The 15,822-nt window shown below is 67.2% G+C and carries 15 protein-coding genes; 10 read left to right on the top strand and 5 right to left on the bottom strand.

Features of this window, described 5'->3' with window-relative positions; genetic code table 11:
* Window positions 1-8: 8 nt before the first annotated feature.
* Window positions 9-1,127, top strand: a complete 1,119-nt coding sequence (locus IEX33_RS17395; RefSeq protein ID WP_188732183.1) for an alcohol dehydrogenase catalytic domain-containing protein — start codon at window positions 9-11, stop codon at window positions 1,125-1,127.
* A gap of 52 nt (window positions 1,128-1,179) precedes the next feature.
* Here the strand turns inward: IEX33_RS17395 and IEX33_RS17390 are convergent, their stop codons facing one another.
* Window positions 1,180-2,079: a LysR family transcriptional regulator gene (locus IEX33_RS17390; RefSeq protein ID WP_188732182.1), complete on the bottom strand. Its 900-nt coding sequence runs from the start codon at window positions 2,077-2,079 to the stop codon at window positions 1,180-1,182.
* A 134-nt stretch (window positions 2,080-2,213) separates the two neighbouring features.
* On the opposite strand from IEX33_RS17390, the gene mmsB reads away from it, so the two are divergent.
* Complete coding sequence (mmsB, locus tag IEX33_RS17385) at window positions 2,214-3,116, top strand: 3-hydroxyisobutyrate dehydrogenase (protein WP_188732181.1); 903 nt, start codon at window positions 2,214-2,216, stop codon at window positions 3,114-3,116.
* Window positions 3,117-3,177: 61 nt separating this feature from the next.
* Window positions 3,178-4,662, top strand: a complete 1,485-nt coding sequence (locus IEX33_RS17380; RefSeq protein ID WP_188732180.1) for a CoA-acylating methylmalonate-semialdehyde dehydrogenase — start codon at window positions 3,178-3,180, stop codon at window positions 4,660-4,662.
* A 39-nt stretch (window positions 4,663-4,701) separates the two neighbouring features.
* On the opposite strand, the gene IEX33_RS17375 is transcribed toward IEX33_RS17380, so the two are convergent.
* On the bottom strand, window positions 4,702-5,265 hold the full coding sequence (locus IEX33_RS17375; RefSeq protein WP_188732179.1) for an SHOCT domain-containing protein: 564 nt from the start codon (window positions 5,263-5,265) through the stop codon (window positions 4,702-4,704).
* 58 nt (window positions 5,266-5,323) lie between these two features.
* Window positions 5,324-6,193 (bottom strand): SGNH/GDSL hydrolase family protein, encoded by an 870-nt coding sequence (locus tag IEX33_RS17370; protein ID WP_377090147.1) that lies wholly within the window; start codon window positions 6,191-6,193, stop codon window positions 5,324-5,326.
* Window positions 6,194-6,271: 78 nt separating this feature from the next.
* Between IEX33_RS17370 and IEX33_RS17365 the strand changes: the two genes are divergently transcribed.
* Window positions 6,272-6,922: an alpha/beta hydrolase gene (locus IEX33_RS17365; RefSeq protein WP_104185258.1), complete on the top strand. Its 651-nt coding sequence runs from the start codon at window positions 6,272-6,274 to the stop codon at window positions 6,920-6,922.
* A gap of 88 nt (window positions 6,923-7,010) precedes the next feature.
* Here IEX33_RS17365 and IEX33_RS17360 read toward each other — a convergent pair whose 3' ends face one another.
* Entirely contained in the window at window positions 7,011-7,238 is a 228-nt protein-coding gene (locus IEX33_RS17360) for an RNA-binding S4 domain-containing protein (protein ID WP_104185257.1), read from the bottom strand.
* A gap of 33 nt (window positions 7,239-7,271) precedes the next feature.
* Here IEX33_RS17360 and IEX33_RS17355 point away from each other — a divergent pair, with 33 nt between their 5' ends.
* The 3 genes from IEX33_RS17355 (at window position 7,272) to IEX33_RS17345 (ending at window position 10,891) form a co-directional block, all read left to right on the top strand.
* Window positions 7,272-8,279, top strand: coding sequence for a DMT family transporter (locus IEX33_RS17355; protein WP_188732178.1), 1,008 nt, complete (start codon window positions 7,272-7,274; stop codon window positions 8,277-8,279).
* A gap of 189 nt (window positions 8,280-8,468) precedes the next feature.
* Window positions 8,469-9,854 (top strand): glycine--tRNA ligase, encoded by a 1,386-nt coding sequence (locus IEX33_RS17350; protein ID WP_104185255.1) that lies wholly within the window; start codon window positions 8,469-8,471, stop codon window positions 9,852-9,854.
* Between the two features lie 2 nt (window positions 9,855-9,856).
* Complete coding sequence (locus IEX33_RS17345; RefSeq protein WP_188732177.1) at window positions 9,857-10,891, top strand: GNAT family N-acetyltransferase; 1,035 nt, start codon at window positions 9,857-9,859, stop codon at window positions 10,889-10,891.
* A 106-nt stretch (window positions 10,892-10,997) separates the two neighbouring features.
* Here the strand turns inward: IEX33_RS17345 and IEX33_RS17340 are convergent, their stop codons facing one another.
* Window positions 10,998-11,753, bottom strand: coding sequence for an alpha/beta hydrolase (locus IEX33_RS17340; protein WP_188732176.1), 756 nt, complete (start codon window positions 11,751-11,753; stop codon window positions 10,998-11,000).
* Window positions 11,754-11,895: 142 nt separating this feature from the next.
* On the opposite strand from IEX33_RS17340, the gene IEX33_RS17335 reads away from it, so the two are divergent.
* The 3 genes from IEX33_RS17335 to IEX33_RS17325 are packed head-to-tail and all read left to right on the top strand — an operon-like array spanning window position 11,896 to window position 15,821.
* A complete protein-coding gene (locus IEX33_RS17335; protein ID WP_188732175.1) occupies window positions 11,896-13,302 on the top strand; it encodes a YibE/F family protein in 1,407 nt (468 codons plus the stop codon).
* A gap of 58 nt (window positions 13,303-13,360) precedes the next feature.
* Window positions 13,361-14,539 (top strand): tRNA dihydrouridine synthase DusB, encoded by a 1,179-nt coding sequence (gene dusB / locus IEX33_RS17330; RefSeq protein WP_188732174.1) that lies wholly within the window; start codon window positions 13,361-13,363, stop codon window positions 14,537-14,539.
* Complete coding sequence (locus IEX33_RS17325) at window positions 14,532-15,821, top strand: deoxyguanosinetriphosphate triphosphohydrolase (RefSeq protein WP_104185250.1); 1,290 nt, start codon at window positions 14,532-14,534, stop codon at window positions 15,819-15,821. The genes dusB and IEX33_RS17325 overlap by 8 nt, the downstream gene beginning before the upstream one ends.
* Window position 15,822: the final 1 nt, after the last annotated feature.

Raw genomic sequence — 15,822 nt, 5'->3', positions numbered from 1 at the left:
GGAACACCATGCGAGCAGCAGTCCTCTATTCCACAGTTCCTCCTGGCACCAGCTACGCCGAAGCGCAGCCCCTGGTGGTCCAGGAACTCAAGCGTCCCGAACCCCGCGCCGGCGAGCTGGGTGTCACCGTCACCTACTCCAGCCTCTGCCACTCTGACCTTTCGGTGGTGGACGGATCCCGCGTCCGGCCGCTTCCCATGGCGCTGGGGCACGAGGCCGTAGGGCGGGTGGCGGCGGTGGGTGAGGGCGTCACCGACGTTGCAGTGGGGGACCACGTCGTCCTCGTTTTCGTCCCCAGCTGCGGTTCCTGCCGTGCCTGCCTGGCGGGCCGGCCCGCGCTCTGCCACCGGGCCGCGGAGGTTAACGGCTCCGGTGACCTTCTGCACGGCGGGGCGCTGCTGCGCACGCCTGCGGGGGAGCGGATCAACCACCACCTGGGGGTTTCTGCCTTCGCGGATTACGCGGTGGTGGCCCGCGAATCAGTGGTGGTGATCGACGACGACGTCCCCGACACGGTCGCGGCGATGTTCGGTTGCGCCGTGCTCACCGGAATGGGAGCCGTCCTCAACACGGCCGCCATCCAGGAAGGCCAGTCTGTAGCCGTCTTCGGGCTCGGCGCGGTGGGGCTTTCGGCCGTCATGGCTGCCGCGCTCGCCGGTGCCTCCGCCGTCATTGCCATTGATCCGAACAAGGCCAAGCACGGACCTGCCATGAAGTGTGGGGCAACCGCGGTGGGGACCCCGGAGGACGTCACCCGCCTGATCGCGGAAGCCGCCGGTGACGGTGTGGACATCGCGGTCGAGGCCGTGGGCTCGGCCCGGGTGATTGCGTCCTGTCTGGGGCATGTGACGAGGGGTGGCGCGGTGGTCTCCGTCGGCCTGCCGCACCCCACCGCAGAGCTGACGGTACCTGCGCTGCAGTTTGCCGGCGCGGGCAAGCGGCTGCTGGGCTCCTACATGGGCGACGCCGTACCGGACCGGGACATTCCCCTCTACCTGGGGTACTGGCGCGAGGGCCGGCTACCCGTTGAGCTGCTGCACACGGATACCAGGCCCCTGGCGGAGATCAACGAAGGCCTCGACGCGCTCGCCGCCGGGCAGGTGGTGAGGCGGCTCTTCCAGGCGTAACACCGGTCCGGCGTCCACTACCACGGCGTCCACCACCGAAGCTGTCAGCAGCTCAGGCGGCCAGCAGATCCTGGCGCTCCGCCACCTCGTGCTGAAGGGCACCGATCACGGCCTGCACCCGGGCGGACCGCAGCGACTCCGGGCGGGCCACTGCCCAGATGGGGACCTGGCGCTGGAACGCATCGGGGAGCACCGGAACGAAGTCCGGGTTGCGGGCCACCATGAAGTTCGGCAGCAGCCCGATCCCGGCGCCCCGGCGCACCGCCTCTACCTGGGCAAGGATGCTCGTCGCCTGGAAGCTGGACTTCGGCATCGGCAGCTGCGAGGACCGGTGCCCCAGTTCAGCTACCTGGAGCGCCGACTCAACGTAAGAGACGAAGCCGTGCTGCCCCACGCCGTCGGGCGTTTCCGGCAGGCCGCGCTCTGCCGCGTAGGCGGGGCTGGCGTAAAGCCGGAGGAAGTAGTTGGTCAGGAAGATGGTCTGGGCGTTGCTCACGTCGGTGCGGCCCACCACCACTTCAAGGTCCACGCCGGAGCGGTTCTGGCTGACCCTGCGCGTGGCGCTCAACATCTCCACGTTCAGCAGTGGATGCCGCTGCTGCAGGCGGACCAGCGCCGGTGTCACGAATTCGGCGCCGAAACCGTCCGAGGTGCTGATGCGCACCATGCCGGACAGGGCGTCCCGGTCCTGGCTTGTGGCAGCGGCCAGTGAACCGAGTGTTTCCTCAATCCGTTCCGCCGCGGCGACGGCCGAAGCTCCGAGCTCCGTCAGTTCCCACCCGTGCGGGCTGCGCTCCAGGGTGCGGCCGCCCAGCTGCCTGTCGAGGGCCAGGATCCGGCGCGAAATGGTGGTGTGCGTTGTGCCCAGCGTTTCGGCGACGGCGTTGAAACGCCCCAGCCGGGCTACTGTCAGCAGGATCAGCAGGTCGTCCGGACTCGGTAGCTGCGCCATGCCTGCCTCCCACGGATGTGCATCAGTGCACATGCCATCTGTGATTTTTTGCCTTGATTGCACTATAGCGGGGTGTGATGGTGGACACAGACTTTACGGCCGCCGGCCGGAGACACAGCAAAGGAGCTTATGCCATGGCAGTAATCGGTTGGATTGGTTTGGGGAACATGGGCGGGTCCATGTCGGCGAACCTGGCAAAGGCCGGGCATGACGTGAGGGGGTTCGACCTCAACCCGGCAGCCCTGGCCGCAGCAGAGGCCGGTGGGGTCAAGCCCGCGGGGAGCATCGCCGAGGCCGTTGCGGGCGCGGACGCCGTGTTCACCATGCTTCCGAAAGGCGAGCACGCCAAGGCGGTCTACCTGGGCGGAGATGGGGTGTTGGCGCACGCCGATACGCGCACCCTCCTCATCGATTCCTCCACCATCGACATCGCAGCCGCAAAGGAACTGCACGACGCCGCCGCTGCCGCCGGCTTCCGCTTCGTCGACGCCCCGGTGTCGGGCGGGATGAGCGGCGCCAAGGCAGGAACGCTGACGTTTATGGTGGGCGGCGAACCGGACGCTGTGGCCGACGCCAGCCGCTTCATCGCGCCGATGGCCGCGAACACCATCCCCACCGGAGGACCCACCACGGGGCAGGCGGCCAAGATCTGCAACAACCTGATGCTCCTGATCAACCTGGCGTCCACTGCAGAGGGCGCCGTGCTGGCGGACAGGCTGGGCCTGGACAAGAAAGTCTTCTGGGACATCGCCTCGGTTTCCTCCGGAGACAGCTGGGCCCTGCGCACCTGGTACCCCGTACCGGGTGTGGTTCCCACCGCAGCATCCAACAACGGCTTCGCACCCACGTTCACCGCAGAACTGGCGAACAAGGACATCGGACTGGCCATCAGCGCCGCTGAGGACACGGGAACGCCGCTCGAAATCGGCAGGCATGTGCAGCAGCTGTACCAGCGCCTCATTGATGCCGGTGACGCCGGCAAGGACTGCTCCATGATCATCAAGCTTGCCGACGGCTCGCTCGATGCAGCGAAGTAGCTGCCTCCGCGAACCCGCCGTCCACGCCACAGCCATCTGAACGCCCTGGAAAGAGACCTTCGTGCACACCATTCCGCATTACATCAACGGCAGCCGCGTCACCGATGCCGAGCGCTTCGGCCCCGTCTTCAATCCCGCCACCGGCGAGCAGGAAAAGCAGGTGGCGCTGGCCTCCGCGGCCAGGGTGGAGGAAGCCATTGCCGCGGCCAAAGCCGCGCTGCCGGCGTGGCGGGCGGCGAGCCTCGCCAAACGGACCAACATCTTTTTCCGTGTCCGCGAAATCCTTAATGAGCGCAAGTCCGAACTCGCCGCCATCCTGACCAGCGAGCATGGCAAAGTTCTCTCCGATGCCGAAGGGGAGATCTCCCGTGGCCTTGAGAACATCGAGTTCGCCACCGGCCTGTCCCACATGCTCAAGGGAGAACGCTCCGAGCAGGTGTCCAGCGGTGTGGATGTCCACTCCGTCCGGCAGCCCGTGGGCGTGGTGGCCTGTATTACGCCGTTCAACTTTCCGGCCATGGTGCCGCTGTGGATGATCGGCAGCGCCCTGGCGTGCGGCAACACTGTGCTTTTGAAACCCAGCGAGAAGGATCCGTCCTCTGCCGTGTTCATCGCGGAGGTCTTCGCGGAGGCAGGGCTTCCGGCCGGGGTGCTGAACGTGGTCCAGGGTGACAAGGAAGCCGTGGACACCCTGCTCAAGCACCGGGATGTCAAAGCAGTCAGCTTCGTTGGCTCCACACCCATTGCACAATCGATCTACAAGCGTGCAGCCGACCACGGCAAACGGGTCCAGGCCCTTGGCGGCGCCAAGAACCACATGGTTGTCCTGCCGGATGCGGACCTGGACATGGCAGCCGACGCCGCCATCTCCGCCGCCTACGGCTCTGCGGGTGAGCGCTGCATGGCGGTGAGCGTGCTCGTCGCCGTCGGCAACATCGCCGATGACCTCGTGGCTGCCATCAAGAGCCGGATGGCCACCCTGAAGATCGGCCCCGGCACGGATCCGGCCTCGCAGATGGGTCCGCTGATCACCGCGGAACACCGCGAGAAGGTTGCCTCCTACGTTGCCGGCGCCGAAAGCGAGGGGGCCACGGTGGTTGTGGACGGCCGGTCCCAGCAGTTCGACTCGAACGGGTTCTTCATCGGCGTCAGCCTGGTGGACCACGTCAAGCCCGGCATGAAGGTCTACGACGACGAGATCTTCGGCCCCGTCCTGTCCGTGGTCCGGGTGGACAGCTACAGTGACGCCGTCCGCCTGGTCAACGACAACGAGTTCGGCAACGGGGTTGCCATTTTCACCCGCGACGGCGGGGCGGCGCGGCAGTTCGAGTTCGACGTCGAAGCCGGGATGGTGGGCGTCAATGTGCCCATTCCGGTGCCGGTGGGCACCTTCTCCTTCGGCGGCTGGAAGAACTCCCTGTTCGGTGACACCCACATGTACGGGCCGGACAGCATCCGGTTCTACACCCGCGGCAAGGTAGTGACCACCCGCTGGCCGGACCCGGCAACATCAGTCATCGACTTGGGCTTCCCCCAGGTGGACTGAGCCAGCGGGTCGACTGATCGGACGGACGCCCGTTGTGCCCTAGCCGTCCATGATCTCGCTGCGGCGGGCCATGTACTCCTCAACGGACAGTTCCCCGTTGCTGTACTGCTGGTCCAGTTCCGCGAGCTTGCGCGCCCGGAACCCCTGCGGGGCCGACGGCGGCGGGGGAGTGGCGGGGGCAGCGGGCTGCTGCGGGGCTTCTTCGCGCTGGTTTTGACCGTACGGTTGCTGCCCGTACGGCTGCTGTCCGTAAGGCTGCTGCCCGTACGGCGGAAACTGCTGGTCCGCGGGCGGGACCGGCGGGATGGGCTGGATTGGGGGCAGGGGCTGGCTGGGCGGCAGCGGCGCCGGCTGCCCGATTTGGCGGAAGCCGCCCGCGAGGTAATCCTGCTGGGTGAAGCCGTCCCGGGGCTGCTTGCTCTGCGGACCGTTCGAGCCAAAGCCCCCCGGCCCGGGGAACTGCCCGGAGCCCGGGAACTGGTCCGGGTACCGTCCCGAGAAGGTTTGCTCCTGGTCCCGGCGGGCCACAGACTTCCGGTACATCCGCATGGCCATCGGAATCACGAATGACAGGATGATGATCCAGAAAAACAGGTTGCTCACGGTGCTAAGCCTCTCGTGTGTGTCCCTCCAGCTTAACCCCGGCGCGTTAATACCGGGCTTAGTTCCGGATGCCGGCTGCCGACCCCAGCGGACCCTCGCCGGATCCCAGCGGAACGCCCGGACCAAAGACGGGGCCCGGCGTCGGCCGTTTTGCCGTAATGCCGTCCCCGGACGACTGGTTGCGCAGCCGGCGCAGCACCCACGGCACAAAGTACTGGCGGGCCCACACCAGGTCGCCGGAACGGGCCTCCCGCCAGCTCCGGGCCGGGAACGGCTTGGGCTGGAGGGGCTGCAGGGTGTGCTCCACGTTCAGCGAATCCAGCACCATGGCGGCAATGGTGTGGTGGCCCAGGGGCGAGAAGTGAAGCCGGTCCTCGTCCCACATCTGGGGATCGCTGAGCTGGCGGAGCGACCACATGTCCGCAATGACGGCGTCGTGTCGGGCGGCGACAGTCCGCAGGTTCTCGTTGTAGATGGCAACCTTGCTGCGGATCCTGCCGAGCACGGACGTGCCGGTGTCCGGGCCGTTGAACAGCACCACCGTGGCGCCGCCCATCGTCAGGATCTGCACCACCGAATCGAGCTTCGCGGCGAGGACATCGGGATCCCCGCCCCGCCGCAGCAGGTCGTTTCCGCCCGCCGACAGGGTGACCAGGTCAGGCTTCAGCGCAAGGCACGGGGCGAGCTGCTGATCCACGATCTGCTGCAGCAGCCGGCCGCGGACGGCAAGGTTGGCATAGGCGAAGTCCGGCTGGGTCCGGCCCAGTTCCTCGGCAACGCGGTCCGCCCAGCCGCGGAACCCGCCCGGGCTTGAGGGTTCGGGGTCCCCGATGCCTTCGGTAAAGGAGTCACCCATGGCCACATACCGGCTCCAAGGGTGGGAGCCGGCGGTCATGGATGGGGTTTCGATGGCGCTTGTGTCACTCACGGTCCTATCCTGCCTTTCGCTTCCCTGGCTACGCCAACGTAGGTAGTTACCTGTGGGTAACTGGTATGAATGGAAACCATGACTGACGCCGAAGTATTTCCTGCCCCTGTTGTCCTGTGGTCCCATCCGGAGGACCAGCGTGATGGCAAGCCCTTGCTGGTGCTCCTGCACGGCTACGGCGCGAACGAACAGGACCTGCTGAGCCTGGCCGACATGCTGCCGGGCGGCTTTGCCGTAGCGTCCGTCCGCGCCCCCATCGCCATGGGCCCGGGCTTCACCTGGTTCCCGCTCACGGCGTCCATCGACTACTCGCTGGACCGCGTCAAGGAGGCATCGGCCTACGTGCTCGAGTGGATCGACGCCATCCGGGTGGGGCACCCGTCGGTAACCCTGCTCGGCTTCTCGATGGGCATGGCCATGGCCACCACCCTGCTGCGGCAGCGGCCCACCGACTTCGCCGCCGTCGTCGGACTCTCAGGCTTCGTGGTGGACGCCGGCGACGATCCCAGCTTCCGGGACAGCGAGCTGGACGGCACCGTGCCCATGTTCTGGGGCCGGGACCAGCAGGACCCCGTGATCACCCCGGACAAGATCGACTTCACCATGGCCTGGGTCCGCAAGCACGTCAAGCTCACCAAGGTGCTCTACACAGGCATGTGGCACGGGATCAACCAGCAGGAGATCGGGCACGTGGGCGAGTTCCTCACGCATGAGGTCCTGAAGAAATAGAACGTACGACGGCGGGCGGCGGCTTTGGCGGCCCGCCGGGCGCCGGAGGCCCGCCTGCCCTGCCTGTCTTCCTGCCCTGTGGTGGCGGTCAGGCCTCCGGCGCGGCGACCTTCACAGTCTGGCCGTTCACAGTCACGGTGTCGCCATTGTGGAGCTGCCGGCCGCGGCGGTCGTCGATCTCTCCGTTGACCTTGACGAGACCGTTCTTGATGAGCTCCGCCGCCTCCACACCGTCCTCCACCAGGTTGGCGAGCTTCAGCAGCTGGCCCAGGCGGATCATGCTGTCGCGGATGGTGATCTCTTCAACATTGCTCATACAAGCAATGATGCCTGACGTAGGGTTAATTCAATGACTTCCAGCCCCCGCCTGCCGCTGCTCGCAGGCCTTTCACTCGCGGTGGGCGCGGGCCTCGCCATTCCAGTCCAGGGCCGGATTAACGGCGCCCTCGGCACCCGTCTCAATGACGGCATCGCCGCCGCGGTGGTGAGCTTCAGCACTGGGCTGGTGGTGATGATCCTGATCTCGCTGCTCCTGCCGCGGGGCCGGGCCGGCCTTGCGCGGATCCTGCCCGCGGTCCGCAGCAGGGCGTTTCCACGCATCTATGTTCTGGCCGGCGGCATCGGTGCGCTGTTCGTCTTCGCCCAGTCCTTCACGATTGGCATCCTCGGCGTCGCCCTCTTCACCGTGGCAACTGTCACCGGCCAGACCGTCAGCGGCCTGCTGGTGGACAAGCTCGGTATTGGACCGGCCGGCCGGAAGTCGGTGACTGCCATCCGGGTCATCGGGTGCCTCCTGACCATCGCCGCCGTCGCCTGGGCTGTGTCACCCCGGTTCGCGGCGTCAGGCGGCACCCCGGGAATGGCGGCCGACGGCGGCGCAGGACTCGGCGGCCCCGCGGCACTCCTGGTTCCACTCCTCCTGCCCGTGGCGGCAGGGTTCCTGATGAGCTTCCAGCAGGCCATGAACGGGACCGCCACCATGCATTACGGAACACCGATCGCCGCCACGCTGGTGAATTTCGTTGCGGGTTCCGTTGTGCTGTGGACTGCCTACGCGGTCAAGGTTTCCGTGGCCGGACCCGGGAACCCGCTGCCCGCCGAGTGGTGGTACTACCTTGGCGGCCCCATGGGATGCGTGTTCATCGGCCTCGGCGCGCTGCTGGTCCGGAGCCTGGGCGTGCTGGTCACCGGGCTGGGCATGATCGCCGGGCAACTGCTGGGCTCGCTCGCCCTCGACGTGGTGCTGCCGGCTCCGGGAACAATCGTGGCTCCGGCCACGGTCCTGGGCACAGTCCTTACCCTCGCCGCCATCATCCTGGCCACCCTGCCCTGGCCCAGGGGCGCGCTCCGCAGATAACACCTGCGCAGATAACGCCTGCGCAGGTAGCATCCGGGCAGGTAGCGGCCGGTAGGCTGGTACACGCAGCTTTTCGCACTTTCCTTCACCCGCCCCGCCGTGCAGCCAGAGGTATCCCGCCGCTGGCTTCGCCGGGGCCAGAAACCGCGGACCGCACCCAGCGGCCCTGTAGAAATTGGAGTTACCCCCATGGCAGCAAAATCCGTACTCGACCAGGTCATCTCCCTCTCCAAGCGCAGGGGATTCGTGTTCCAGGCCGGTGAGATTTACGGAGGTTCGCGCTCTGCTTGGGACTACGGGCCCCTCGGCGCCGAACTGAAGGAAAACATCAAGCGCCAGTGGTGGCAGTCCATGGTCCGCGGCCGCGAGGACGTGGTGGGCCTGGATTCGTCCGTCATCCTGCCCCGCCAGGTCTGGGAAGCCTCCGGCCACGTGGAGGTCTTCTCCGATCCGCTGGTGGAGTGCCTCTCCTGCCACAAGCGCTACCGCGCGGACCACCTCGAGGAAGAGTACGAGGAAAAGAAGGGCCGCCCCGCCGAAAACGGCCTCAAGGACATCGCCTGCGCCAACTGCGGCACCCGCGGCGAATGGACCGAGCCGCAGGAGTTCTCCGGCCTGCTCAAGACCTACCTGGGTCCCGTTGCCAGCGAAGAGGGCCTGCACTACCTGCGCCCCGAAACGGCACAGGGCATCTTCGTGAACTTCAACAACGTGCTCACCACCTCCCGGAAGAAGCCGCCGTTCGGCATCGGCCAGATCGGCAAGTCCTTCCGCAACGAGATCACCCCGGGCAACTTCATCTTCCGCACCCGCGAGTTCGAGCAGATGGAAATGGAGTTCTTCGTGGAGCCCGGCACGGATGAGGAATGGCACCAGTACTGGATGAAGGAGCGCATGGCCTGGTACACGGGCCTGGGCATCCGGGAGGAAAACCTGCGCTTCTTTGAGCACCCGCAGGAAAAGCTGAGCCACTACTCCAAGGGCACTACGGACATTGAGTACCGCTTCGGCTTCCAGGGCTCCGAATGGGGCGAGCTGGAGGGCATCGCCAACCGCACCGACTTTGACCTCTCCACCCACGCCAAGGCCTCCGGCACGGACCTGAGCTACTTCAACCAGGCCACCAACGAGCGCTACACCCCGTACGTGATCGAGCCCGCCGCAGGCCTGACCCGCTCCTTCATGGCGTTCCTGGTGGACGCCTACACCGAGGACGAGGCTCCCAACGCCAAGGGGGGCGTGGACGTCCGCACCGTCCTGAAGCTGGATCCGCGCCTGGCGCCGGTCAAGGCCGCCGTCCTGCCGCTGAGCCGCAACGAGGACCTGTCCCCGAAGGCCAAGGACCTCGGCGCCCAGCTGCGCAAGAACTGGAACATCGACTTCGACGACGCCGGCGCCATCGGACGCCGCTACCGCCGCCAGGACGAAATCGGCACCCCGTTCTGCATCACCGTGGACTTCGACACCCTCGAGGACCAGGCCGTGACCATCCGCGAGCGGGACACCATGAGCCAGGAACGCGTCTCCCTGGACAAGGTGGAAGGCTACCTGGCCGCACGCCTGATCGGCGCCTAGCCATGGCCATCGAATACCGCGAATGGCGGGAAGGTGACGACCTGGCGCTGCTGGAAATCTGGGGCGACCCGGAAACCCACCAGGCCCGCCAGTTCCGTGGCGCGCTGGCACTTTCCTCCGCCGGTACCAACGGCACGCCGTGGCGGCGCTGCATCGTGGCCGAGGACGTGATCGACGGCGTCGGGATTCCGGTTGCCGCCGGCGTCGTCTACGAAGCTTCCCTGCATCCCGAACGGCTCTGGGCCTACATCGAGGTGGCACGGGACCACCGGCGCGCCGGCATCGGTGCCACGCTCCTGGCGATGCTGCGCCGTGAAGCTGAACACTCGCCGTCGGGCGTTACCAGGCTCCGCGCCAAGGTGGAGCCGGGCACCCCGGGTGCCGCCTTCGTGGAGGCTTTCGAGCTGGAACCCATCCAGCGTTCCCGTTTGGTGGTCATTGAACCGGGAGCCCTGCGGCTGCCGGTGTTCCCGGCCAAGGACGACGGCTGGGGGCCGGCCAACGACGAGAACGCAGGCTCCGACGTCGTGATGGACCTGGCCACGGGCTCCGTGGAACTGACCGACGTTGTGGGCAGGTACTACACCTCCATCCACGACTGGGATTCCCCTGGGGTCCTGTCAATGGGCCAGGTGCAGAAGCTCTTCCTGGACGACCTCACCGGCGCCCACGGCGCAATCGTGCTGCGGGCCCAGCCTGAGTCGGCTTTCGGGGCAGGCGTTGCACCCAGCAAGAAGGGCCGGATCCGGGCCTTCGCCGTGAGCTACGCGGCGCCGGCCAATCCGGACGCGGCACCTGGCCAGGAGGATGCCGCGGCGGAAACGCCCACGGACGTCTTCGTTGGCCACGAGCCCGCCCTCGCGGCGGACGACGCTGCGGAAGCCGTGCGCGACATGCTCTCGCTGATCGCGTACCAGCACCCGGTCATGCTGGAACTGGACGATTCCATGACTGCCCTCCGCGCCGCCGTCGAACCCCTGCTCGAGAACGGCAAGGCACGCCTGGCGGGCGCGGAAACCCTGGTGGTTTCGGACTAGCCCCGCCCAACCCCGACCAGGTAGCGCTAAGTGTCGTTTTGAAGCCTCATAACGACACTTAGCGCTACCTCGTTGGGAAGTACGGGCCGAATCCGGGGGAACGGGTCTAGAGGGTGACCTGGACGGCCGATTCCGGCAGTAGCCTGCTGTAGTCCGCAGGCAGGGGAAGCTCCGCCCCAATGCTTTCGGAAAAGGCCTTCATCACAAAACCGGTAGTCAGCGTCTGCCACACCCCGACCTTGCGGAGCATGAAGTGGCCGGCACCCCTGAGGGCAACGTACTGCATGCTGGCGGCCTCGGCAGAGGCACGCCGGGCGAACAGCAGGGACGCCGAGGCGCTGGTCCACCTGTCCGTGGTTCCGTGCACAATGAGCACCTTGCGGTTGGCCACGCCGGACGTGGGAGTTGCAGGGTTGAGCCAGGGGGCAAGGGCGACGACGGCTTCCACGCCCGGGTGGTCCGCGGCGATCACAGCCGTGAGCCCGCCCATGGAATGGCCTACCAGGAACACGGGCACATCCGGGTGCTGTTCCCGGATCCGGGCGAGTGCCCAGCGGGCGTCCTGCAGCGGAGACATGTCCTGGCCATTCCAGCCGCGAACGCTGTTGCGGAGCGACCACACAGCCAGCCCGTGCTTCCGCCCGGACCGGTGCAGATGCCAGGCGAAAGGCACCATCCGTGCCGGACTAAGGTGCCTGGCCTCCACCGGCTCACGGCTTTGGGATTTGCCCCCGTGCAGGACCAGGGCCACTCCCCGGGTGGGACCTGAGGATTTCCGGACGCTGAGGACTGCCTGCCGCCCAGCGCCGGGTGCTTCGGAAGGGCGCGCGCCGCCGTTTTTCTCAGTATTGCTGTTGGCCATACCTGGTACCTCCGAGTCCCCGATGATCCATTTATCAACCCTACGGTGCCGGACGTAGAGTTCACTGTATGAGGTTCTACAGCTGATGGGGTCCGGTCACTCCCACGCTTCCACAGGTCATTCGGAGCCAACGCCGCAGGCGATGGCCGCCCGGCGGAAGGCAAACCGCATCCTCGCGGCAGTACTCATTCCGCTGACGCTGCTCACCCTCGCAGGGATGGCGATGCTCTGGCCCTCGGGCAGCAAGGAGGGCATCTCCCTGGCCAACCCCTACTCCGCCGCGCCCGGTGTCACCTTCGATACCGGCACCATCCAAAGCGTGGTGACCGAAAACTGCATGCAGGGCATTGCCCAGCAGGGCCAAGGAGAGCCGGGCCAGGGAGACCAGGCCCAAACCCAGCAGGGCCAGCAGAGCCAGCAGGGATCCGACTGCACCTTTGCCTACACGGAGCCGGACAAGGGAGGAAGCCCGGTCAAGGTGGTGATCAACCCGGACGTCGCGAAGTCGCACGGGGTGAAGCCCGGTGACCAGATTCGCTACCTGAACCTGTCCAACGCCCAGGGCGCTTCCGCCTCCCAGGGTTCGCCCGCCTTCATCTTCGTTGACTTCGTCCGCACCCTGCCGATCGTCCTGCTGGCGCTGCTGTACGCGGCGGTGGTGATCGCGGTAGCCCGCTGGCGGGGCCTCCGCGCCCTGATCGGGCTTGTCGGCGCTTACTTCGTGCTGGCCAGCTTTATGCTTCCCGGGCTGGTGGAAGGGAAACCGCCGCTCCTGCTGGCCCTGGTGGGATCCACGGTGATCATGATCGGGGTGCTGTATTTTGCCCACGGCTTCTCGGCCCGGACCTCCACCGCACTGCTGGGCACCATGTTCGGGCTGGGCATCACCGCGCTCCTGGCGGCGTGGGCAACCGGCGCGGCGAACCTTGCCGGGGTGGGGAACCACGAGGCAACCACCCTGGTGAACACCTCCGCCAACATCTCCATTTCCGGCGTCATCCTGTGCGGGCTCATCATCTCCGGCCTGGGTGTCCTCAACGACGTGACCATCACCCAGTCCTCCGCGGTGTGGGAACTCTACGAACTGGCGCCAGGCAGCAGTGCCCGGAAACTCTTTACCTCGGCCATGCGGATCGGCCGGGACCACATTGCGTCCACCGTGTACACCATCGCGTTCGCCTACGCCGGCGCGGCCCTTCCCATCCTCATCATCGTGATGCTTTACGACCGCCCGCTCGCTGACACGCTCACCAGCGCGGAACTGTCCGAGGAGGTCATCCGGACGCTCGTGGGCTCCATCGGACTGGTCCTGGCTATTCCGGTCACCACGCTGATCGCTGTGCTGGTGGTCAAGGCCACCGGCGTCCGGGCAGGAGTCCCGGAGGCGCAGGAGCCCAAGGCAGCGGAAACAGGCAGCCAGGGGGAGCCGGGCGTGGATGACAACGGGTCGCTGGCCGCAGCAGCCCTTGCCCGCCGGTCGCGGCTTTCCGCCGCTGAGCTGGAGGACGCACCGCCCACCAGGCGTGGGCGCCGGGCAGACCGCGGCTGACCACCTTGGTTGACCAGCACGTCCGGCCCGATTTGCCCGGCTTTGCAACAATGGACAGGTGACTGTTGCAGCAACCCCTCCCGCCCCCAAGCTGGAACTCCCGCCCCTGAAGCTGGGTCCCATCACCGTGGACACGCCGGTGATCCTGGCGCCCATGGCCGGCATCACCAACTCCGCCTTCCGCAGGCTCTGCCGTGAATACGGCGGCGGCATGTACGTGGCGGAGATGGTCACCTCCCGTGCCCTGGTGGAGCGGACACCGGAGTCCCTGCGGATCATTTCCCACGACGACGATGAAAAGGTGCGGTCCGTCCAGCTGTACGGCGTGGACCCGGTGACCGTGGGCAGCGCCGTGCGGATGCTCGTGGAAGAGGACCGCGCGGACCACATCGACCTGAACTTCGGTTGCCCGGTCCCCAAAGTCACCCGCCGGGGCGGCGGCTCGGCCCTGCCCTGGAAGATCGACCTTTTCACCTCGATCGTGCAGACGGCCGTCAGGGAAGCGTCGAAGGGCAACGTCCCGCTGACCATCAAGATGCGCAAAGGCATCGACGATGACCACCTCACGTACCTCGACGCCGGCCGCATCGCCCGCGACTCCGGAGTGGCCGCCGTCGCCCTTCACGGCCGGACTGCCGCCCAGTTCTACTCCGGTCAGGCCGACTGGTCCGCCATCGCGCGCCTGCGCGAGGCCCTGCCGGACATCCCGGTGCTGGGCAACGGGGACATCTGGTCCGCGGAAGACGCGGTCCGCATGGTCCGTGAAACCGGCGTTGACGGCGTGGTGGTGGGCCGCGGCTGCCAAGGCCGGCCCTGGCTGTTCGGTGACCTGCAGGCTGCCTTCGAAGGCAGCGACACCCGGCACAAGCCGAATCTGGGCCAGGTGGCCCAGGGCGTGTACCGTCACGCCGAACTGATGGTGGAGACTTTCGGCGACGAGAACAAGGCGCTGCGGGAGATCCGCAAGCACATCGCCTGGTATTTCAAGGGCTACGTGGTGGGAGGCGAACTCCGCACGCGGATGGCTTTGGTGAGCAGCCTTGGGGAACTGCGCGCCGCCCTGGACGAGCTGGACGCCGGTTCGCCCTACCCGGGCAACGACGCCGAAGGCCCCCGCGGCCGCGCCGGCTCACCCAAGAGGCCGGCCCTCCCGAAGGACTGGCTGGAGTCCCGGGCCCTCAATGCCGACCAGTCGCGGGACATCTCCGCGGCGGAACTGGACGTTTCCGGTGGCTGAAACGCGCACTGCAGCCCCCGTCCTGCCGGGCTACGACACCCACGACTCCGCGCGCTGGGTGGAGGAGCCGCCCAAGAACGTCTACCGCTCGGACTTCGAACGTGACCGTGCCCGCGTGCTGCATTCCTCGGCGCTCCGCCGGCTGGGTGCCAAAACCCAGGTGGTGGCACCGGACACGGATGATTTCGTGCGCACCCGCCTGACCCACAGCCTCGAGGTTGCCCAGGTGGGCCGCGAGCTGGGCCGTTCCCTCGGCTGCGATCCGGACGTTGTGGACACCGCCTGCCTCAGCCACGACCTTGGACACCCGCCGTTCGGCCACAACGGGGAATCGGCGCTCAACGAGGTTGCGCACGCCATCGGAGGTTTCGAGGGCAACGCCCAGACCCTGCGGCTCCTGACCCGGCTCGAGCCCAAGGTGCTGACGCCGGACGGCCAGCCCGCAGGCCTGAACCTCACCAGGGCCAGCCTGGATGCGGCAGCCAAATACCCGTGGTCCGCACTGGAAGCCCCGGTGATCCACGGCCAGCGGACCAGCAAGTTCGGCGCCTATGAGGACGATCTGCCGATCTTCAACTGGATCCGGGAGGGCGCTCCGGAGCGCCGCTCCTGCCTGGAGGCCCAGGTGATGGACCTCGCGGACGATATTTCGTATTCCGTGCACGACGTCGAGGATGCGATCGTGGCCGGGCACTTCCAGCTGCGCTGGATGGACAACCCGGACCACCGCGCCCGGGTGGTGGGGTACGCCAAGCAGTGGTACCTGCCGCACAACGATCCCGCCGCCATTGACGCCGCGCTGGCCCGGCTCGAAGCCACGGACGTGTGGGTGCGCGAGGCCGACGGCAGCCGCAAATCCATGGCGGCCCTGAAGAACATGACCAGCCAGCTGATCGGCAGGTTCTGCCAGAGCGCGCTGGAAACCACCCGCGCCGTGTACGGCCCGGAGAACCTGACGCGGTTCAACGCCGAGCTCATGGTTCCGGACGAGACCGTCATGGAGATCGCCGTCATGAAGGGCTTGGCCACAACGTTCGTGATGACCACCGAGCACCGCCAGCCCATCTACGAGCGCCAGCGGGAGGTGCTTCACGCCCTGGTCACCGCGCTGAGCGCCACCGGGGACCGCCACCTGGAACCGATGTTCGCGGCGGACTGGCGGGACGCGCCCGACGACGGTGCGCGCCTTCGCGTGGTGATCGACCAGGTGGCGTCGCTGACCGACGGCTCGGCGCTGGCCATGTACGAACGGCTGGTAGGGAGCCTGCCGTCCCTGTGGTGAC

It is taken from the genome of Pseudarthrobacter scleromae (assembly GCF_014644515.1).
GTDB classification, from domain to species: domain Bacteria; phylum Actinomycetota; class Actinomycetes; order Actinomycetales; family Micrococcaceae; genus Arthrobacter; species Arthrobacter scleromae.
Note: the sequence above shows the minus strand (reverse complement) of the source record. Positions and strands in the feature narration are given on the sequence as shown.

Coding starts and splice junctions, on each gene's coding strand:
- IEX33_RS17345 (WP_188732177.1), top strand. CDS start 9,857: ATGGCCATCGAATACCGCGAATGGCGGGAAGGTGACGACCTGGCGCTG.
- IEX33_RS17340 (WP_188732176.1), bottom strand. CDS start 11,753: ATGGCCAACAGCAATACTGAGAAAAACGGCGGCGCGCGCCCTTCCGAA.
- mmsB (WP_188732181.1), top strand. CDS start 2,214: ATGGCAGTAATCGGTTGGATTGGTTTGGGGAACATGGGCGGGTCCATG.
- IEX33_RS17390 (WP_188732182.1), bottom strand. CDS start 2,079: ATGGCGCAGCTACCGAGTCCGGACGACCTGCTGATCCTGCTGACAGTA.
- IEX33_RS17355 (WP_188732178.1), top strand. CDS start 7,272: ATGACTTCCAGCCCCCGCCTGCCGCTGCTCGCAGGCCTTTCACTCGCG.
- IEX33_RS17395 (WP_188732183.1), top strand. CDS start 9: ATGCGAGCAGCAGTCCTCTATTCCACAGTTCCTCCTGGCACCAGCTAC.
- IEX33_RS17360 (WP_104185257.1), bottom strand. CDS start 7,238: ATGAGCAATGTTGAAGAGATCACCATCCGCGACAGCATGATCCGCCTG.
- IEX33_RS17335 (WP_188732175.1), top strand. CDS start 11,896: ATGGCCGCCCGGCGGAAGGCAAACCGCATCCTCGCGGCAGTACTCATT.
- IEX33_RS17365 (WP_104185258.1), top strand. CDS start 6,272: ATGACTGACGCCGAAGTATTTCCTGCCCCTGTTGTCCTGTGGTCCCAT.
- IEX33_RS17350 (WP_104185255.1), top strand. CDS start 8,469: ATGGCAGCAAAATCCGTACTCGACCAGGTCATCTCCCTCTCCAAGCGC.